Origin of the sequence: Pseudoflavonifractor capillosus (assembly GCF_016902575.1) — a bacterium.
Taxonomy (GTDB): Bacteria; Bacillota; Clostridia; order Oscillospirales; family Oscillospiraceae; genus Enterenecus; species Enterenecus capillosus_A.
Window position 1 is genome coordinate 1 of record NZ_JACSNZ010000039.1, and the last position, 18304, is coordinate 18304.

The window sequence follows — 18304 nt, forward strand, 5'->3', positions numbered from 1 at the left end:
CCCGAGCCCACCCAGACCGGTGACATTGCCAACGGCTCCAAGGGCTCGATCGTCAACGCCTCCACGGGTTTGCGTGTCCGCTCCGGCCCCGGCACCAGCTATGACGTGCTGGCCAGCCTGAAGAATGGAGATTCCGTCACCGTGGTCTCCTATGCCGGGGACGGCTGGTACGAGATCAAATACGCCGGCAGCAACGGCACCAAGACCGGCTACATCATGGGTGAGTACATCTCCGTAGACTGATAGTACTTTTGCAAATAACGCCACTGCAAAATCCCTTGCAGTGGCGTTATTTTTTCTTGCAATTTTTTGCCACCCGCTGTAAACTGTTTGGTGCTTTCTGACAGAAAAAGAGAGGAGAACTTCAAACATGAAAGGGTTTCTTGCAGACCTGCGCCGGGAATTTTCCGGCTACAACGGGAAACGATTTTCCCAGGATTTGATGGCGGGTATCACCGTGGCCGCCGTGGCTCTGCCTCTGGCACTGGCCTTTGGCGTGTCCTCGGGGGCAGATGCCGCCGCCGGACTTATTACCGCCATTCTGGCGGGTATCATCATCGGGCTTCTGTCCGGCGCCTCCTACCAGATCTCCGGCCCCACCGGAGCCATGGCCGCTGTGCTGGCCGGTGTGGTGGCCAGCTATGGCCTTCAGGGTGTATTTGTGGCCACCCTCATGGCGGGCATTCTGCTGGTGGTGGCTGGTGTGCTCCGCCTGGGCCGCCTGGTGTCCATCATCCCCATGCCGGTGATTACCGGCTTCACCTCCGGCATCGCCCTGGTCATTGCCCTGGGCCAGCTGGACAACTTCTTCGGCACCCATACCGCCCATGGGGGCAACCTGGGCATGGTGCAGACCTACCTGGAGGGGGGCTTCCAGCCCCACTGGCAGACCACCGTCATCGGGCTGTTTGTGGTGGTCTTCATGATCCTCTGGCCCAAAAAGTGGCAGGCGGTGTTTCCTTCCTCCCTGGCCTCCCTCATTGTGGTGCTGATCGCCAACGTGTTTTTGAAGTGGGACGTGGCTGTGGTAGGTGAGATTCCCCGCACCCTGCTCCCCGCCGTGCGTCTCACCCCCGGGGAGATTGAACTGTCTGCTCTGGGCGGCCTGGTGACCCCAGCCCTGTCCATTGCCGTGCTGGGCATGATCGAGTCCCTGCTGTGCGGCGCTTCCGCAGGCAACATGAAGGGTGAGACCATCAACGCCGACCGGGAGCTGGTGGCCCAGGGCATTGGCAACATGATCCTCCCCTTCTTCGGCGGTGTCCCCGCCACCGCCGCCATCGCCCGTACCAGCGTGGCCATCAAGGCGGGACAGCAGACCCGTGTGACGGGTGTCGTCCACTCTCTGGGCCTGCTGGCCTCCATGTTCCTCCTCTCCCCGGTGATGAGCCGCATCCCTATGTCCGCTCTGGCCGGGGTGCTCATGGTCACCGCTTGGCGGATGAACGAGTGGCACACCATCCGCTATCTGGTTTCTCACAAGCTCAAGGGCGCTATGTCCGCCTTCTTCGTCACCCTGATTTGCACCGTGCTCTTTGACCTGTCCATCGCCATCGTGGCAGGCATGGCTCTGTGCTGTGTCATCTTCGCCATCAAGTGCGTGCAGCACGTAGAGGTGACCATCAGCGAGGTAGACCCCCAGCGGCTGCAGCGCATCAATCTGTCCTATCACCCCCGCCACACCTCTGTGCGGGTGGTGTACATCTCCGGGGCCATTTTCTTCGGCTCTGCCGGGTATCTGGAACGCTCCCTGGCCCAGCTGCCTGCGGACACCACCTCGGTGATCCTCTCGGTGCGAGGGGTGTCCACCGTGGACACCACGGGTATGCAGGTCTTCTCCCACTTCGTCCAGGCCCAGCAGGCCCAGGGTACCCACATCTACTTCACCGGTGCCAGCCAATCCTTCCGCACCGCCATGGATCGGGGCGGCGTCACCCAGCTGGTGGGCCAGGCCGCCTTCTGCTGGAGCGCCCTGGATGCTCTGTCCGATATTGCCCAGGAGAATCAAACCGTCTGACATTTCCCATCCCGCCCACCTATTCGGTGGGCGGGAATCTTTCTTGCAGTTTGCCAAAAGTTCTGGTATACTGGAGAAAATTCATACCAAACAGGAGGTATTTCTTTCATGCTTACCGTTGACCATATCAGCGTCATGAATTTGGAAAACGCCATGCGGGGTGCCCGCAACCCCTTGAACAGCTGGGCTCGCAGCGACAGCCACTACGACCAGCAGGGCAACTACATTCTGGGTGAGAGCGACCTGTCCCTGGCCACCCGGCTGTGCTCTGCCGGCACCGACCACCGGAAGTTCATCCGTCAGATCCTGGTGTCCATGGACATCACCGCCCCCATGTACTGGTGGAAGGAGTTTGACACCTACAAGGTGGGCACCGTGGCCAACTCCACCTCCACCATGCACAAGATCCACGCCAAGGCCTTTGAGCGCTCTGACTTCAGCTGTGACCACATGACCCCGGAGACTCTGGAGCATTTTGACGGCACCATCGCCTACTTGGAGCAGGTGCGCAACCGCTACCTGGAGACCAAGGACAAGGCCCACTGGTACGACCTCATTCAGCTGCTCCCCTCCAGCTACAACCAGATGCGCACCGTCACCCTCAACTACGAGGTGCTGGCCAACATCTACTACGCCCGACGCAATCACAAGCTGGACGAGTGGCACACCCTGTGCGATGTGATCCTCTCCCTGCCCTACGCCAAGGAGCTCATTGGGGCCTGCGGACAGTGAGATACTCCCCTGTGAGGGTCTGAACATGACCCTCACAGGGGGACGGAAAAAATATTGATTTTTTTCGCAAAAGCTGTTGACAATACAGGGGTAGCCTGCTATAATAACCTTCGCTGCAAACGTGATGTGCCACACAAGCTGGTGTAGCTCAGCTGGTAGAGCAGCTGATTTGTAATCAGCAGGTCGGGGGTTCGAATCCGTCCACCAGCTCCACGTTTTGAGACAATTTCATATGGAGGAGTACCCAAGTGGCCAAAGGGGGCAGACTGTAAATCTGTTGTCTTCGACTTCGATGGTTCGAATCCATCCTCCTCCACCAAAAAAGACGATCTCATTTGAGGTCGTCTTTTTTCATCTGAGGGTGGATTCGAAAGCCGGCTCTTAGCAGAGTGCCGGTGGCACTCTGCAACCGGCGTGGCTTTTTCGCAAAAAAGCGAATCCATCCTCCTCCACCAAAAATCCCGAATGCAAAAGCATTCGGGATTTTTACTGATTCACTCTTCCCTATTCACTCTTCCCTAAACTTGACGGGTGGAAGCAGCCGCTTCCACCCGTTCGTGTATTTTTCTATGATGCTCCCTCTCACAGCAAAAGCTGACACAGCAGCGGAATGGTGACGATGGAGCAAAGGGTGGACAGCACCACCCCAGCAGATGCCACTTTTGTATTGGAGTTGTACTGGGTTGCCAAAATCACCGTCATGGTTCCTGCGGGCAAAGTGCCGGAAAGGATGAACAGCTGACGGGTAAACTCAGAGCAGGGGAAAAAGCTGCTGATGGCCGCCAGCAGGCATGGAAATGCCACCAGCTTCACCGCCGTCATAATGGCCAGATTTTTATTTTTGAACATATCACCCAAAGGCTGCATGGCAACCGAAGCACCCACTGCGATCATACTCAGGGGAATGCTGGAGTCCCCCAATGTGGATAAGTAATCCACCACCGGCATTGGCAGTTTCATATTGGAAAAATATAAAATAATTGCTATAATAGAAGAAAGAAGTCCAGGGGTCACTATTTTCCTCAACGGGAATTTCCCTGCCCCGTGATCCTTTTGCAACAGGTATACCCCGTAGGAGAAGATGAGCACATTAAAGGGCATGTGCATGATAGAAAACACAAACACAGAAAATTCCCCAAACAAAGCCCGGAGAATGGGATAACCCACAAAGGCAGTATTGGAGAAAATCAGCAGCATTTTGTAGACAGCTCGATCTTCCTTTGCCATCCACACAGTGAATACCCATCCAAGTACCAGAAAAATGGCGTATAGCAGCACACCGTACAACAAGGCCTCCCACACCACACTCTTGTCCATGCTGCTGCTCCCATCTGCCTGTACGGCGCTGAGGATCAGGGCAGGAGACAGCACGTTGGACACCAGAGAGGAAATGACCTTGTTGCCATGTGCATCGCATATGCCAATCTTTGTAACGCCCCAACCCAAAATGATAAACGCAAATAGCTCCAGCATTGTCACCAAAAGTGTCTGTATATCTACCATTTCTATTCAACCATCCCATCTTTTACCGAATTATTTCACGGAGGATCCTCTATGCCACAGTTTCATGTAGACGAAGCAGTGATGAAAAGCCTGAGTAAAAACGAGCTGTCCGTGCTGCAATACATCTATGCTCACCCCCAAGAGGTCTGCTCTATGAGCATCAAAGAGCTTTCCTCCCAGGTCTGCTATTCTCCCACAACGGTACTGCGTCTTTGCAAAAAATTAAATCTCTCCGGGTTTTCCGAATTAAAATACACACTGAGAAGCAGATTAAAGTACCCTGCCCCCACGTTCTCAGACTCCACGGGTGAGTCTCGAGATGACACCGAGATCTTGCAGAACATGTCTAAAGAACTGGTGGCCACCTTTCATTTCATCGACCACGAGCAGCTCCTGGAAATCATCACCTTGCTGAACAGCGACAGGCCGCTGTATATCTACTCCCCCGGCGGCATTACAGGCATTGTTGCGGAATATCTCCAGCGCCTGCTCTTCATTGCCGGTCGAAAGCAAGTGTTTATGATGGACTCCACCAAGTTGGCCCAACACATAGTCAAGGAGCTGTCTCCCGACGACATTCTTTTCCTCATCTCCACAGGCGGCACCTTTGCCCCCACCCTTGGTCTGGCCCGGCTCGCTGCCATGAGACAGATCCCCATGATCGCCATCTCCCCTTACGAGGCCAATACCTTGTCCACACTAGCTCAGTATAACCTGCGCTTTTTCACCACGCAACGGGAAAACAGTGGCGCAGAGCTTACCTCCCGCCTCCCGCTGTTCTATCTCATCAGCGCACTCATCCGCTGTTATGTCTTGTACAAGGACGGAATCCGCCTATGAAACTCAACATCTTACAATCCGTTGACCCCACCACCTTGACCCAGTCAGAGCGCTGCATCTACACCTATCTCAAGGAGCATCCTCACGCCGTCTTGACTTCCAGTCTGGAGGGGCTTTGCCGGGAGATGTACATTTCCACCGCATCTATGGTTCGTTTTTGTCAAAAGATTGGCTTTTCAGGATATAATGAGTTGAAGTTTTCCCTCCGCCAGGAATTTGAGGACACCAGGGACGACATCAAGGAGATCCAGCGTCTTTTGGATTGGCAGCTATCGGTGGCCATGGACTCCTTCGCTCAGATCGATTTGCCCCTGCTGCGCTCCATTTGTGACGAGCTGTGCCGTGCCAAGGTCTGCTATGTCTACGGCACAGACTCCAGCCTTATGGCCGCTCAGTACTTCCACTCCATTATGACCACCTTGGATTATCGCACCATTTTGCTCCAGGGGCGCTACATTCTGGAGGCTTTTACCTACAACTTCGATGAGACTGAGGATGCTGTGATCCTGCTCTTTACCGCCCACGCCTCCCAGGAATATTATAGCAAAATACTGAATAACCTCAAGGGTTCCAGCAGGCGGGTCATCTGGATCTGCAGCGAGGAAAACCATAGCATCCCCCTGTCCCACGAGATTTTCATCCACGCCCAAGAGACGAACATCATATACCGCAACATTGACTTCAACTTCAAGCTCAGCACCTTCACTTTGATTCAGGTGCTCATCGAGCTGATTTACCAGAGAAGATCCTCTCAGCTCCCTCCGGCTGCGGAGAATCAAAACCTCTCACAGACATAAAACATCTAAAAGCGGATGTAGTGGTAGGCTACATCCGCTTTGACACTTGCGTTTCCACCGAGGCCTCCCGCTCTGAAAGAGGCCTCGGTGGATCAGTATACGCAATTAGGGAGGGGTATCAGTAGTTCAGGACTTCACGAACCGCATCGGCAATGCTCTCTACCTTAGGCCCATAAATCACCTGGATGTGGGACTCGCTGGGCTTCACGATGCCCAAAGAGCCAGTCTTCTTCAGGATATCTTCGTTAACCAGAGACATATCCTTCACGTCAACACGGAGACGGGTGATGCAGTTGTTGACTTCCACAATGTTGTCGTAGCCGCCAAGGCCCTCAATGACCAGGGCTGCCTTCTGGTTCTGCGCATCCTGCAGCTTTTTGCCGCCGTCGGCAGGGGCGTCCTCCTCCTCATCGGCAGAAACATCGATGGAGAGGTTGCGGCGCTTGAGGTACCAGGAGAACACGAAGTAATAGATGAAGAAGAACGCCACGCCAACAGGGATCACCATGAACCAGTTGGAACCGGGCTGGACCACGCCCCAGATGAAGAAGTCGATGAGGCCGCCGCCGGTGTTGCCGATGGCAACTTTCAGAATGGACATCAGCATGAAGGACAGACCGCCCATCAGGGAGTGGAACACATACAGAACGGGAGCCACGAACATGAAGGAGAACTCCACAGGCTCAGTCACGCCGGACACCATAGAGGCGGCCACAGCAGCGATCATCAGAGCCTTTACCTTAGCCTTCTTATCGGAAGGACTGGTGCGGTAAATAGCCAGAGCAGCACCGGGAAGACCGAAGATCATGAAGGGCATCTTGCCTTGGCCCAGGAACTGGGTGAAGGGGCGCAGCTCAGACAGATCCACCTGATTGACATACTGGAGGAACACGTTGAGGCAGCCCTCCACACCATCGTACACGCCGCCTACGGCAGTGGTACGGAAGATGCTGTTGAGCACGTGGTGCAGGCCGGTGGGGATGAGCAAGCGCTCCAGAGTACCAAATACGAACACACCAAAGGCGCCAGCATTGCCGATGACAACACCCAGACCGTTGATGCCCACAGAGATGGGCTCCCAGATGAGGGGGGCGATCAGGCCCACAACAGCGGAGGCCAGGATGACCACCAGGGCCACAAACCGTTTGCCGCCGTAGAAGGAAATGGCTGCGGGGAAGGTAATTTTGTGGTATTTGTTGTGCAGGGCTGCGGTGAGAAGGCCGGTAATGATACCTGCCACAGCGCCCATGTCCACAGTCTCAACACCCAGGATCACGGAGATCTTCAAGGCACTGAAGTCCATGAATCCGGAGTTGATCATACACGCAGAGCTGACCAGGAAGGTGTAGTAGCCGATGAAGCCTGCAAAGGCAGCCACTTCTTTATCCTTTTTAGCAAGGCCAAAGGCAATGGAAATGGAAAACAGAACAGGGAGCAGCGTAAATGCCACATTGGAAACCTTATTCAGTGTGGAAATGATAAAGTACACCACGGCTTGCTGCAAAAACGGTGCCGCTTCCAAAACCTGCGGCTTCATCAGCGCAGCAGTCAGGCCCAGAACGATACCACACGCAGCCAGCGCCGCAATGGGCATCATCAGGCTTCTGCCCAGGGCAGAGAAGAAGTTCATCACTTTATTTTTCTTCATGTTTGTCTCCTCTCCTCTCGAATTATCTTGGTTTCGTCACTTCAGCTCAGGCCACATGCCCTTGTTTGCTTCAATCAGGGCATCCAGCACCTTGCGGGCCTTCTTGGCGTCGTTAATCAGGCGGTTGAGGGTGAAGGCCTCCAAAGCCTTCTGGTAAGAGTTCTCGAAATAGGCGTCCACCAGCAGCTTCTCGCAGGAGACCTGGTTGACCAACAGGCCCAGGTAGAACTGAGGAATGTTGCCCACACGCATGGGACGAGGTCCGTTGCTGCCCAGCTCGCACACCACCTCTACCATGGCGTCATCCTGCATGTTGGCAATGGCACCATTGTTCTCCACAATGAGAATGTGTCTGTCATTCTTGTTGAAGGCAATGGCCTCGGCCACCTTGATCATCATCTCAGCATGGGCGTCAGAGATGTTGTCGAATTTGTCGCCCAGGCTGCCGGCCTCGATGACCTGCTGGCACTCGGTGAACACACGCTTCTCACGGCCTGCCATCACCTCGTCAGCACGGGTGAAATCGGGATTCAGGTGGCTGGCCTTGTACTCAGGATACAGGTAGTACTGATCATATGTATTGGGCAGGTAGTCGGGGAAATCTGCCATGATGGTCTGCACCATGCCGTAGGTGTCCAGCCAGGAGGGGTCACGCTGCTCGGCGTCCTGGGGCAGGAATCCCTTGACCTTGACGGTCTCACGGATCTTGGGCAGCAGGTCCTCGCCGGTGTGCACATCGTACATATGGGTGAACCAGCCGTAGTGGTTCAGGCCGAAGTACACGGGATCCAGGTCCTCCCAGTCACAGCCCAGCAGGCGGCTGCAGGAGCGCACCACGTTCTCGGGCTGGTCGCAGATGTTCAGGATCTTCTTATCGTCGGGGAACTCCCGGCGCAGCGCCTCAGCCACGATAGCGGCGGGGTTGGAGTAGTTCAAGATCCATGCCTCGGGAGCGTAGGTGCGGATCTGGTGAATGGCCTCAATCATCTGCACACAGGAGCGCAGGCCGTAAGCCATGCCACCGGCTCCGCAGGTCTCCTGACCCACCATACCCATGCTTAGAGGGATGTGCTCATCCTTTGCACGCATGGGAAGCCCGCCGGCACGCATCTGCATGAAGATGAAGTCCATGCCCTCATAGGCCACCTTGGGATCGGTGGTGTAGTCGAACTCCAGCTCGGGGAAACGCTCCCGGAACAGGATCTTACCAAACTCACCCACAGGGCGCTGGCGGTCGGCGTCAATGTCGAAGAGCACCAGCTTGTTGAGACAAAACTCATCCTTCATCCGGACGAAGGACTTCAGAAAGCCCAGGGTGAACGTGCTGCCACCGCCGACAATACATACGTTAAACTTTTTCATAATTAACCTCCTAGTCATCATTCTCATTTTTGCTACTTGCACAAAAAACCGATTTGGAATTTCTGGCTTTATTATAATTCAAACAATTGATTTGTAAATAGTTTCTGATGCTTTAGTATGTTATACTTAAAAAAGGAAACTGTTACTGAATCAGTAATTCATTTCAACATCTTCTTTTTTATTTCTGATTTCGTTTTTCATTTGTCAATTTTCACGTTTATTCTACAAATTCATTCTTAATTTTTACAGTTCCGTTTTACAGTAAAACACTCTCTATGCGTGAAAAGGGGCGTTGCAAAACTGCGATTTTGCAACAGCCCCTGCAGACGTTTTCTTTTCCTTCTTTCCTAGATGTGGCTTGTCAGCCTGGTGACGCTCCGCTGGGGTCTATTTTTGCCCGGCCAAAAATAGACGAAAAAGCCGCCTAGGGCGTTCCCCCCTAGGTCCCCCCCTTGAGCACCATACTTTCCATGCGTCCCATGCCCACGGCCCGGAAAATCTCCCGCTGTTCCTGCTTGTGCCACCACTCCAGGTCAGCATGGCAACTGGCCCTAGTGGCTGGGCGGTTTCCCTGATCCGGGCCTTCTCCCGGTGCAGCGACTGTTGCCAGCCGCCGAAACCCAGGCTTCCGGCAGCCGGAAACGGCTGCGACACGCCCAACTAAGGCCCTGGAGGGGAGGCAGCGCACGGCTTGCCTGGCTGCGCACCTTGCAAGGAGCAACCGCTTTCCTGAATTGGCACCAAACCAGGGCCGACCATACACTTGATGCAGTTCCAGCATCGTACCCCAAGGGGGGGTTCTTAGGGGGGAACGCCCTAAGCGATTCTTTCCCCAATTTCTCATCGTGGAGAAATTGGGCCCAGCGGAGCGTGCTTGCCAGTCTGGCGAGGCTGCAGCAGGGGAACAAAAAGAGAAAGGGCCTGTTTTGCAACAGACCCTTTTTCACCACAGTTATTGCCCCAACAGGCTGTCACTGTTATCCCAGCAACAGCTTGTCGTCCGCCTCATCCGACCCGGTGGCCTGGCCGAACTTGGCCAGCAGATCCTCCACGGTGAGCTTTTTCTTCTCCTCCCCGGAGATGTCCAGGGCCACCCGGCCCTCATACATCATAATCAGCCGATTGCCGTGGGCAATGGCGTCCCGCATATTGTGGGTAATCATCAGGGTAGTGAGGTGGTCCCGCCCCACAATGGTCTCGGTGGCGGAGAGCACCTTGGCCGCCGTCTTGGGGTCAAGGGCAGCCGTGTGCTCGTCCAGCAGCAGCAGCTTGGGCTTGACCAGGCTGGCCATGAGCAGGGTCAGGGCCTGGCGCTGACCACCGGAGAGCAGTCCCACCTTGGAGGTCATGCGATCTTCCAGCCCCAGATCCAGGATCTTGAGCATCTCCCGATACTCCTCCCGCTCCGCCTTGGTGATGCCGGAGCGGAGGCTGCGGCCCTTGCCTCGACGGGCAGCCAGAGCCAAATTCTCCTCGATCTGCATGGTGGCAGCAGTGCCCATCATGGGGTCTTGGAACACCCGGCCAATGTATTTGGCCCGTTTGTGCTCAGGCAGACGGGTCACATCCACCCCGCCGATGGTGATGCGGCCCTGGTCCACCGGCCACACCCCCGCCACGGCGTTGAGCAGGGTGGACTTGCCCGCCCCGTTGCCGCCGATGACGGTGACAAAATCCCCCTCGTTGAGGTGCAGGGACACGCCGTTCAGGGCTGTTTTCTCATTGACTGTCCCTGCGTTGAAGGTTTTGTAGATGTTCTCGATGTTAAGCACGGCTCAGCCCTCCTCGTTTCACAGGCTTGGAAAAGTACTTGCCCTTCCAGTAGGGCACGGACAGGAAGATGGCCACCACCACAGCGGAGAGCAGCTTGAGGTAGTTGGCATCCATGAGCTTCAAAGACAGCACCAGCTGGATGACCATGTAGTAGATGATGGCACCCACACTCACTGCCAGCAGCTTCAGGCCAAAGTTGCGGAACAGCTTGGAGAAGATGACCTCGCCGATGATCACGGCAGCCAGGCCGATGACAATGGCGCCACGTCCCATGTTGGCGTCGGCAAAGCCCTGATACTGGCTCAAGAGCGCACCGGACAGAGCCACCAGGCCGTTGGAGATCATCAGGCCCAGCACCTGGTTGCGGGCTGTGTTGATGCCCTGGGCCCGGGCCATGGCCTGGTTGGCGCCGGTGGCACGGATGGAGCAGCCCAGCTCGGTGCCGAAGAACCAGTACAGCACCCCGATGATCACCAGGGTGAAGACCCCCACCACAAAGATGGGGTGCTGGTAGAAGGGGCGGGCGCCGCTGGACACGTCCTGGACAAAGCGCAGGGACACCAGCAGCTGATTGAGCACATCGGGGTTGATGATGTTCAAAGCCACATTGGCTTTCATGGACATGATGGCCAGGTTGACAGACCACAGTCCCAGCTGGGTCAAAATACCGGCCAGAATGGCGGGAATGCCGCAGAAGGTGTGGAGCAGTCCGGTGACCAGTCCCGCAGCCATACCCGCTGCCACCGCCGCCAAAAGAGCCAACCACAGGTTGACTCCCTGGGAGAAGAGTACCACAAACATGGCGCCCCCGGTGCAAAAGGAGCCGTCCACCGTCAAATCGGCAATGTCCAAAATCTTATAGGTGAGGTATACGCCAATGGCCATAATACCCCAAATGAGGCCCTGAGATACCGCCCCGGGCAGGGCGCTTAAAAAATCCAACATGGGTTTTCCTCCTTGTAATCAAGACGCAAGAGAGCGAGGGGAGCCCCCGCTCTCTTGTGTGTGTATTTGGTTATTCGGCGGCAATGGCAGTGTATCCCTCCGGCGGGGTCAGGCCCAGAGCCTCACAGATGTCTGCATTGTACATCTTGGTGAACTGGGGGGCGTACTCAATGGGCATCTGGGAGATGTCCGCCTCACCGGTGAGGATCTTCACCGCCATCTCACCGGTGGTCACACCCAGGTCATAGTAGCTGATGGACAACGTGGCCACACCGCAGCCGGCGCAGATGCCCTGCTCCCCGGCAAAGACAGGCACTCCGGCGGGACGGCAGATGTTGTCCACAATGGAGGCGTTGGTGGCCACGGTGTTGTCGGTGGGCACGTAAATGACGTCACTGGCCGCCACAGCGGTGGTGGTCACCGCTGCAATGTCGTTGGAGTCAGAGAAGGGGTACTGGGTGCAGGTGTAGCCCATCTCCTCCAGGTACTTTTGCACCGTGTCCACCTGGTACTGACTGTTGGCCTCCGCAGAGCAGAACAGCAGGCCCACGTTCTTGGCTTCGGGGCACCACTCCTGGATCATGGCCGCCTGCTGATCCAGAGGAGCCAGGTCAGAAGTACCGGAGACGTTGCCCCCCACGGTACCGGAAAAGTCTTTGATGCCGAAGGCCACACCGTACTCCGTCACCGAAGTACCCAGCACCGGGATCTCTCCGGTGGCAGCAGCCGCCGCCTGCACCGCAGGGGTGGCGTTGGCCATGATGAGGTCTACCCCTGCCGAGACAAAGCCGTTGGCAATGGTGGAGCAGGTGGGGGAGTCGTTGGCAGCATTCTGGAAATCAAAGGTGACCTTGTCCCCCAGCGCCTCCTTCACCGCATCCTGGAACCCCTGGGTGGCCTCATCCAGGGCAGGATGGGGAGCCAGCTGGACAATGCCCACGGTGTATGAGTCCTTCTCCTGCTTCTCCTGGGTGCTCTGACCGCCGCAGCCTGCCAGACCCAGCGCCATAGCGGCCGCTAACACCACGGCCCCAGCCTTCCATCTCTTTTTCATGTTGATTCCTCCAATCCTCCGGTGTCACTTCAACGCTTTTTGCCATCAAAGTGTTTGTGTCTGAAATAAGAGCCTTCCGGCTCGTTGCAGTCAGTATAATGCTTTAGTGCATTGATGTCAAGTCCTTTTTCTTCTAATTGTGAACGAAAGGGAAACAACATCCCCGGGCATAGACTTTCCCCTTGGATTATGATATACTGATAAACAGATAAGTATGCCCAAGGAGGTCAGTCCCATGGCTGGAAAACTGATCGTTTTTGAGGGGACGGACGGATCGGGAAAGTCCACCCAATTTCAGCGGTGCTGCCAGGCGCTCCAGGCCCAGGGCCGCACCTTCCGCACCATTCGCTATCCCCGGTATGAGGCGGAGTCCTCCGCCCTGGTGCGGATGTATCTGGGAGGTGCGTTCGGCTCCCACCCTGACGATGTCAACGCCTATGCCGCCTCCACCTTTTTTGCGGTGGACCGATATGCCGGTTACAAAGAGGAGTGGGGGAGCTATTATGAGGCCGGGGGGCTGATGGTGATGGATCGGTACACCACCTCCAACGCCGTGCATCAGGCCGCCAAGCTGCCCGAAGGGGAGCGGGAGGGATTTTTCCACTGGCTTTTTGATCTGGAGTACAACCGCATGGGTCTGCCCCGCCCCCACCAGGTGATCTGGCTGGATATGCCCACCCATCTGGCGGTGGTCAATCTCCGGAGCCGGGAGGCAGCCACCCACACCCAGGCCGACATCCACGAGGTGGACACCGGCTATCTCACCGCCTGTGCCCAGGCCGCTGCTCAGGCCGCTCAGCTCTTTGGCTGGCAGCGCATTCCCTGTGTCAATGAGCAGGGTCAGCTGCGTACCATAGAGGAGATCCACCAAGAAATCATGCAGCACATCTAAGCTGTGACACATCAATAAGGAGGAGTTATCATGGTTTACATTCTCTTAGGCAACGGCTTTGAGACCGCTGAGGCTCTGGCCCCCGCCGATGTTCTGCGCCGTGGCAACGTGCCCGTGTCCCTGGTGGGGGTGTCTGGTGCCGCCGTCACCAGTGCCCAGGCCGTCACTGTCACCGCCGATATGACCCTGGACCAGGTGAAGCTGGCCCCCGGGGATATGGTGATGCTCCCCGGCGGGCTGGGTGGCGTGGATGTGCTGGAGCACAGTGAGGCCGCCATGGCACTCATCCGCCAGGCCGCCCAGGATCCCCAGGTGTGGCTGAGCGCCATCTGCGCTGCCCCCACCCTGCTGGCTCGGGCTGGGGTACTCCCCGCCGGCGCCCGGGCCGTGTGCTATCCCGGCATGGAGGGAGAGCTGGTGCAGGCCGGGGCCGTGCCCTGCATGGAAGAGCCCTTTGTGGTGGAGGATCACATCATCACCGGGCGGGCCGCCGGATCCAGCTTTGATTTCGGTCTGGCTCTGCTCACCGTTCTGTCCGGTGCCGACGTAGCCGAGAAGGTACGGGGTGCCATCCACTACTGCGCATGACCCCCCAGGAGCACAAGGAGCAGCTGCGCCGGCAGGCCGCAGCACTGCCCCGTGCCCACATTCCCCACCTGATGGAGCAATTTCTGGCCCTGCCCCAGGTGGAAGCGGCCCGCACCGTGATGGTTTTCTACGGCGTGGGCCGGGAGCCGGATACCACCCCTGTCATGGAGCAGCTGCTGTCCATGGGCAAACGGGTGGCCCTTCCGGTGTGTCTGCCCCGGCGAAACATGGAGGCCAGAGCCATTACCAGTCTGGAACAGCTGGTTCCCAACCACTATGGCATTCCGGAGCCGGACGGGGACTGTCCCATTGTCCCCCCGGAGGAGATCGACGTGGTGCTGGTGCCCAACATGATGTGCGACCGGGCGGGGTACCGCCTGGGTCAGGGCGGCGGCTATTACGACCGGTGGCTCAAGAACTACTCCGGCTTCACCGTGTCCGTGTGTCCCGCCAACCGCCTGCAGGAGCAGCTGCCCCACGCCGAGTATGATGTACCGGTACAGCTGGTGCTCACCGACGGCTAATACAAAAGCGGGCGGAGAGGGTCTCCCCTCTCCGCCCACCCTCGTGCCGGATGGATCAGCAGCAGCCGTCGTTGCAGCCGCAGCCGCAGTTGTTGCCGCAGCCGTTGCCGCAGCCGCAGCCGTTGCCGCCCATACCGTTGCCGCAGCAGCAGCAGAGAATGAGTACCAGAATGATGATCCACCAGCAGCCGCCACCGAAACCATTGTTACCACAACACATAACAAGTCACCTCACATAAGATTTCCGGTACAGGTACCGGCTCGGACGCCGCAGCCTTTGATGGATTGCGGCGCCGGAGTTGGCACCCGTCCCCGTTTCTGCGTTATACTATGTAGGCACGGCGAGATTGGTTCCCACCGTCTTAGGAAAAAGTTTTTCAGACAACCTATCCGATGAGGAGTGAAACAAACCATGTCAGAACAATATCCCAACACCCCCCAGCAGCCGCAGCGACGGCCCAGGGTGTCTCGCAACAAGAAAAAGGCCCACCGCTCCAAGGCAGCGGGCGCATTGCTGTACGCACTGTTTATTGTGGGTATGTCCGCTGTGTTGGCTACGGTGGGCTGGATCTGGGCCAACGACCTGCTGGCCCTGAACAAGGAGTACACCTCGGTGATCATTACAGTGGACAACGACGAGAGCTTTGGCGAAGTGGTAGACACTTTGAAAGACAAGGGTCTCATTGAGTACAAGTTTCTCTTCCACCTCTATGGTCTGTTCTCCAACGCCGGGGACAAGATCACGGCGGGCACCTACGAGCTCAACACCAACATGGACTACCGGGCCTTGGTGACCAATATGAGCGCGTCCTCCTCCACCCGCCAGACCATTGACATCACCATCCCCGAAGGCTACACCATCGACCAGACCTTTGCCCTGTTGGAGGAGCAGGGAGTCACCACCACCCAGCAGCTGCAGGACATGTCTGCCAACTGGGATTACAACTTCTCCTGGCTCAAGGATCTGCCTCTGGGTGACTATCACCGTCTGGAGGGCTATCTCTTCCCCGACACCTACACCTTCTATCTGGGTGAGGACCCCAAGTATGTGCTCAACAAGATGCTGGTGAACTTTGAGACCAAGATGGGAGAGTATATGGATCAGTTCACAGAGGAGAGCAAGTACTCCCTCCACGATATCGTCACCATCGCCTCCATGATTGAAAAGGAGACCGACGGCGGGGACGACTATGGCAAGATCGCCTCCGTCATTTACAACCGTCTGGAGAACACCCGCGCTGAGACCAAGGGTTACCTGCAAATCGACGCCACTCTGGTCTATATCAACGGCGGCAAGGTGCCCACCGAGGCGGATAAATCCATTGATTCTCCCTACAACACCTACCTCCATCAGGGTCTGCCTGCCGGTCCCATTTCCAACCCCGGTATGACCTCCCTCTGGGCCGCCATCAACCCGGACAAAACCAGCTACTACTACTATGTGCTCAACCCGGAGACCAAAAAGCACGAGTTCACCAAGACCTATGCCCAGCACCAGGCTCTGGTGGAGAAGTATGGAGCCAGCAATGAAGCGGGCTGAGCTTCTCGCCCCCGCCGGGGACATGGAACGGCTGACCATGTCCCTGGCCTATGGGGCTGATGCGGTGTATTTGGCCGGAAATACCTTTGGTATGCGGGCCTTTGCCGGCAACTTTGACCGGGAGGAGATGACCCGGGCGGTACAGCTGGCCCACGCCAAGGGGGTACGGGTGCATGTGACCTGCAACACTCTGGCCCGCAACCACGAGATCGCCAAGCTGCCGGAGTACCTGGAGTTTTTGGAGTCCATCGGGGTGGATGCGGTGATCGGCGCCGGCGTGGATGTGCTCTCCCTGGCCCACCGCTACGCCCCCCATGTGGAGGTGCACATGTCCACCCAGACCGGCATCACCAACTATGAGATGGCCAGAGTGTGGCACGATTTGGGGGCCAAGCGGGTGATTTTAGCCCGGGAGCTGTCCCTGGACGAGGTGGCGGAGATCTGTGCCAAGGCCCCCAGCGATTTGGAGGTGGAGGCCTTTGTCCACGGTGCTATGTGTGTCAGCTACTCCGGCCGCTGCCTGCTGTCCAACTATATGACGGGGCGGGATGCCGCCCGGGGCGCCTGCGCCCAGCCCTGCCGCTACCAGTACGCCCTCATGGAGGAGAAGCGGCCTGGGGAGTACTTCCCTGTCTTTGAGGAGAACGGGGAAACCTTTATCATGAACAGCCGGGATATGTGTCTCATCGACCATGTGCCGGAACTTCTGGAGATTGGTCTGGACTCTCTGAAAATTGAGGGCCGGGCCAAGAGCGCCTACTACGCCGCCATGACCACCGCCGCCTACCGTCACGCCATTGACGCCGCCCTGGAGGGCAGACCCCTGGAGCCTGTGTGGCGGGCTGAGGTAGACAAGGTCAGCCACCGCCACTATTCCACCGGCTTCTACTTCGGTCAGCCGGGGCAGTACACAGACTCGGCCCGGTACATCCGGGACTGGCAGGTGCTGGCCATCATCACCGCCTGCGACCAGGACGGCAATGCCACCCTCTCCCTGCGCAACAAATTCACCGCCGGGGATGAGATCGAGGTGGTAGGTCCCGATGTGCCTGCCTTTGGCCTTGTGGCTCCTCTCATGCGGGACAGCGAAGGCTTCACCCTGGCTCAGCCCAGGCACCCCCAAATGGTGTTCCATATGAAACTTCCCCGCCCGGTACCTCCCCTGTCGGTGGTGCGGGCCTGCCGCCCCAACTCATAACACAAAAACACGACCCGTTGCAAGAAATAACCTGCAACGGGTCGTGTTTTTCATCTTCTTTTAGGACTCCTCACCCTGCTCCTGCTCCAGTCGATCCTCTGCCAGGATCTCGTCCACGGTGAGGCTAGGTCCTTCCACAATGCGGCGCTGGCGCTCCCCGTCCTGGCGCATCCGGCTCAGGCGCAGAGCCTTGCGGCTCTTGACCAAGAACACCGCCAGCACGATCACTACCACCAGCAGCACCACGCTCAAAGCGCCCAGCCCAATGAGAAGGTAGGACACCACGGTGTCGCTCCAGTTGGTCTGGAACTCACGGCCAAACAGGTTGAATACGAAACCTGTCTCCACCGGTTCTTCCTCTTCCACCGGCTCCTCCTGAGGCAGCTCCAGGAACTGATAGCGCTGGAAGGTCTTCTGCTCCACGTCGTACAGATACAGCCCCATCACGCCCTTCTCATCCAGGGCGCAGACAATGTGGTGGTTGGGCTCCTTCACGCCGTCGGGCACCAACAGGGTGTGCTGCTGGCCGCCCAGCTCCATGAGGGTGGAGACATACCCTTCGGGCAGCTTTTCCTCCTCATCCTTGGGCAGATCCACCAGGGTCAGCTTACTGGCAGCCATGTCCACCTGGGTCATGGGCTGGGCCTCACCGGTCTTCTGGTCGTAGAAGTAGAAGCCTGCCGGGTGATTGTCATCCCCCTCCAGGTAGACAACGGTGAGGTTGCCCTCCTTGTGTACTGCGGTGAGGATGCTCTGTCCCTCCACCTCCAGCTTGGACTCCTCAAAGCCCGCAGGAATGCTGACGCCCTCGGGCAGGCTGGCGGCAATGGCCAGCTTGGTGTCGTCAGAGAGGGTAGCGGTCACCTTGGGGGGCTGCGTGGGGGTGGGAAC

The 18304-nt window shown here is 57.3% G+C and carries 18 protein-coding genes and 2 tRNA genes; 12 read left to right on the forward strand and 8 right to left on the reverse strand.

Features of this window, described 5'->3' with window-relative positions; genetic code table 11:
* From H9X86_RS09755 to H9X86_RS09775, 5 genes are all read left to right on the forward strand, one after another.
* The coding region (locus H9X86_RS09755; RefSeq protein ID WP_204901343.1) for an SH3 domain-containing protein at positions 1 to 243 on the forward strand (243 nt) is incomplete at its 5' end.
* A gap of 127 nt (positions 244 to 370) precedes the next feature.
* Positions 371 to 2017, forward strand: a complete 1647-nt coding sequence (locus tag H9X86_RS09760) for a SulP family inorganic anion transporter (protein WP_204901344.1) — start codon at positions 371 to 373, stop codon at positions 2015 to 2017.
* A 108-nt stretch (positions 2018 to 2125) separates the two neighbouring features.
* A complete protein-coding gene (locus H9X86_RS09765) occupies positions 2126 to 2749 on the forward strand; it encodes a hypothetical protein (protein ID WP_204901345.1) in 624 nt (207 codons plus the stop codon).
* Between the two features lie 137 nt (positions 2750 to 2886).
* Positions 2887 to 2962 (forward strand) — tRNA-Thr (locus H9X86_RS09770).
* A gap of 21 nt (positions 2963 to 2983) precedes the next feature.
* A tRNA-Tyr gene (locus tag H9X86_RS09775) sits at positions 2984 to 3068 on the forward strand.
* Positions 3069 to 3331: 263 nt separating this feature from the next.
* Here H9X86_RS09775 and H9X86_RS09780 read toward each other — a convergent pair.
* On the reverse strand, positions 3332 to 4252 hold the full coding sequence (locus H9X86_RS09780) for an AEC family transporter (protein WP_204901346.1): 921 nt from the start codon (positions 4250 to 4252) through the stop codon (positions 3332 to 3334).
* A gap of 51 nt (positions 4253 to 4303) precedes the next feature.
* On the opposite strand from H9X86_RS09780, the gene H9X86_RS09785 reads away from it, so the two are divergent.
* Positions 4304 to 5092 carry a MurR/RpiR family transcriptional regulator gene (locus H9X86_RS09785; RefSeq protein ID WP_204901347.1) on the forward strand — a complete coding sequence of 263 codons (789 nt, stop codon included), beginning with the start codon at positions 4304 to 4306 and terminating at the stop codon, positions 5090 to 5092.
* Positions 5089 to 5889 (forward strand): MurR/RpiR family transcriptional regulator, encoded by an 801-nt coding sequence (locus H9X86_RS09790; RefSeq protein ID WP_204901348.1) that lies wholly within the window; start codon positions 5089 to 5091, stop codon positions 5887 to 5889. The genes H9X86_RS09785 and H9X86_RS09790 overlap by 4 nt, the downstream gene beginning before the upstream one ends.
* A gap of 118 nt (positions 5890 to 6007) precedes the next feature.
* On the opposite strand, the gene H9X86_RS09795 is transcribed toward H9X86_RS09790, so the two are convergent.
* The 5 genes from H9X86_RS09795 to H9X86_RS09815 all read right to left on the reverse strand — a co-directional run bounded on the left by H9X86_RS09795 (position 6008) and on the right by H9X86_RS09815 (position 12671).
* Entirely contained in the window at positions 6008 to 7537 is a 1530-nt protein-coding gene (locus H9X86_RS09795) for a PTS transporter subunit EIIC (protein WP_204901349.1), read from the reverse strand.
* Between the two features lie 36 nt (positions 7538 to 7573).
* Complete coding sequence (locus H9X86_RS09800; RefSeq protein ID WP_204901350.1) at positions 7574 to 8899, reverse strand: 6-phospho-alpha-glucosidase; 1326 nt, start codon at positions 8897 to 8899, stop codon at positions 7574 to 7576.
* Positions 8900 to 9876: 977 nt separating this feature from the next.
* On the reverse strand, positions 9877 to 10671 hold the full coding sequence (locus tag H9X86_RS09805; RefSeq protein ID WP_204901351.1) for an ATP-binding cassette domain-containing protein: 795 nt from the start codon (positions 10669 to 10671) through the stop codon (positions 9877 to 9879).
* Entirely contained in the window at positions 10664 to 11617 is a 954-nt protein-coding gene (locus H9X86_RS09810; protein ID WP_204901352.1) for an ABC transporter permease, read from the reverse strand. The genes H9X86_RS09805 and H9X86_RS09810 overlap by 8 nt, the downstream gene beginning before the upstream one ends.
* Positions 11618 to 11687: 70 nt before the next feature.
* Positions 11688 to 12671, reverse strand: coding sequence for an ABC transporter substrate-binding protein (locus H9X86_RS09815; protein WP_204901353.1), 984 nt, complete (start codon positions 12669 to 12671; stop codon positions 11688 to 11690).
* A gap of 235 nt (positions 12672 to 12906) precedes the next feature.
* Between H9X86_RS09815 and H9X86_RS09820 the strand changes: the two genes are divergently transcribed.
* Genes H9X86_RS09820 through H9X86_RS09830 form a run of 3 tightly spaced genes read left to right on the forward strand, consistent with a single transcriptional unit; the run spans position 12907 to position 14675 of the window.
* Positions 12907 to 13563: a dTMP kinase gene (locus H9X86_RS09820; RefSeq protein WP_204901354.1), complete on the forward strand. Its 657-nt coding sequence runs from the start codon at positions 12907 to 12909 to the stop codon at positions 13561 to 13563.
* A 30-nt stretch (positions 13564 to 13593) separates the two neighbouring features.
* The gene (locus H9X86_RS09825) at positions 13594 to 14151 is read left to right on the forward strand and encodes a DJ-1 family glyoxalase III (RefSeq protein ID WP_204901355.1); all 558 of its coding nucleotides are present in this window, start codon (positions 13594 to 13596) and stop codon (positions 14149 to 14151) included.
* Positions 14148 to 14675, forward strand: coding sequence for a 5-formyltetrahydrofolate cyclo-ligase (locus H9X86_RS09830; RefSeq protein ID WP_204901356.1), 528 nt, complete (start codon positions 14148 to 14150; stop codon positions 14673 to 14675). Before H9X86_RS09825 ends, H9X86_RS09830 begins: the two co-directional genes overlap by 4 nt.
* 55 nt (positions 14676 to 14730) lie before the next feature.
* Here the strand turns inward: H9X86_RS09830 and H9X86_RS09835 are convergent, their stop codons facing one another.
* On the reverse strand, positions 14731 to 14895 hold the full coding sequence (locus tag H9X86_RS09835; RefSeq protein WP_204901357.1) for a hypothetical protein: 165 nt from the start codon (positions 14893 to 14895) through the stop codon (positions 14731 to 14733).
* A gap of 192 nt (positions 14896 to 15087) precedes the next feature.
* Here H9X86_RS09835 and mltG point away from each other — a divergent pair, with 192 nt between their 5' ends.
* Together mltG and H9X86_RS09845 are read left to right on the forward strand one after the other, a co-directional pair.
* Positions 15088 to 16215 (forward strand): endolytic transglycosylase MltG, encoded by a 1128-nt coding sequence (gene mltG / locus H9X86_RS09840; RefSeq protein ID WP_204901358.1) that lies wholly within the window; start codon positions 15088 to 15090, stop codon positions 16213 to 16215.
* Positions 16190 to 17413, forward strand: a complete 1224-nt coding sequence (locus H9X86_RS09845; RefSeq protein WP_243416915.1) for a peptidase U32 family protein — start codon at positions 16190 to 16192, stop codon at positions 17411 to 17413. The genes mltG and H9X86_RS09845 overlap by 26 nt, the downstream gene beginning before the upstream one ends.
* Positions 17414 to 17473: 60 nt before the next feature.
* Here H9X86_RS09845 and H9X86_RS09850 read toward each other — a convergent pair.
* A partial coding sequence (locus H9X86_RS09850) for a hypothetical protein (protein WP_204901359.1) occupies positions 17474 to 18304 on the reverse strand: 831 nt, incomplete at its 5' end.

Bases quoted from the DNA above. Each gene is read 5' to 3' on its own strand.
- H9X86_RS09815 (WP_204901353.1), bottom strand. From the start codon at position 12,671: ATGAAAAAGAGATGGAAGGCTGGGGCCGTGGTGTTAGCGGCCGCTATG.
- H9X86_RS09760 (WP_204901344.1), top strand. From the start codon at position 371: ATGAAAGGGTTTCTTGCAGACCTGCGCCGGGAATTTTCCGGCTACAAC.
- mltG (WP_204901358.1), top strand. From the start codon at position 15,088: ATGTCAGAACAATATCCCAACACCCCCCAGCAGCCGCAGCGACGGCCC.
- H9X86_RS09785 (WP_204901347.1), top strand. From the start codon at position 4,304: ATGCCACAGTTTCATGTAGACGAAGCAGTGATGAAAAGCCTGAGTAAA.
- H9X86_RS09795 (WP_204901349.1), bottom strand. From the start codon at position 7,537: ATGAAGAAAAATAAAGTGATGAACTTCTTCTCTGCCCTGGGCAGAAGC.
- H9X86_RS09790 (WP_204901348.1), top strand. From the start codon at position 5,089: ATGAAACTCAACATCTTACAATCCGTTGACCCCACCACCTTGACCCAG.
- H9X86_RS09825 (WP_204901355.1), top strand. From the start codon at position 13,594: ATGGTTTACATTCTCTTAGGCAACGGCTTTGAGACCGCTGAGGCTCTG.
- H9X86_RS09810 (WP_204901352.1), bottom strand. From the start codon at position 11,617: ATGTTGGATTTTTTAAGCGCCCTGCCCGGGGCGGTATCTCAGGGCCTC.
- H9X86_RS09820 (WP_204901354.1), top strand. From the start codon at position 12,907: ATGGCTGGAAAACTGATCGTTTTTGAGGGGACGGACGGATCGGGAAAG.
- H9X86_RS09835 (WP_204901357.1), bottom strand. From the start codon at position 14,895: ATGTGTTGTGGTAACAATGGTTTCGGTGGCGGCTGCTGGTGGATCATC.
- H9X86_RS09780 (WP_204901346.1), bottom strand. From the start codon at position 4,252: ATGGTAGATATACAGACACTTTTGGTGACAATGCTGGAGCTATTTGCG.
- H9X86_RS09765 (WP_204901345.1), top strand. From the start codon at position 2,126: ATGCTTACCGTTGACCATATCAGCGTCATGAATTTGGAAAACGCCATG.
- H9X86_RS09830 (WP_204901356.1), top strand. From the start codon at position 14,148: ATGACCCCCCAGGAGCACAAGGAGCAGCTGCGCCGGCAGGCCGCAGCA.
- H9X86_RS09800 (WP_204901350.1), bottom strand. From the start codon at position 8,899: ATGAAAAAGTTTAACGTATGTATTGTCGGCGGTGGCAGCACGTTCACC.
- H9X86_RS09845 (WP_243416915.1), top strand. From the start codon at position 16,190: ATGGAGCCAGCAATGAAGCGGGCTGAGCTTCTCGCCCCCGCCGGGGAC.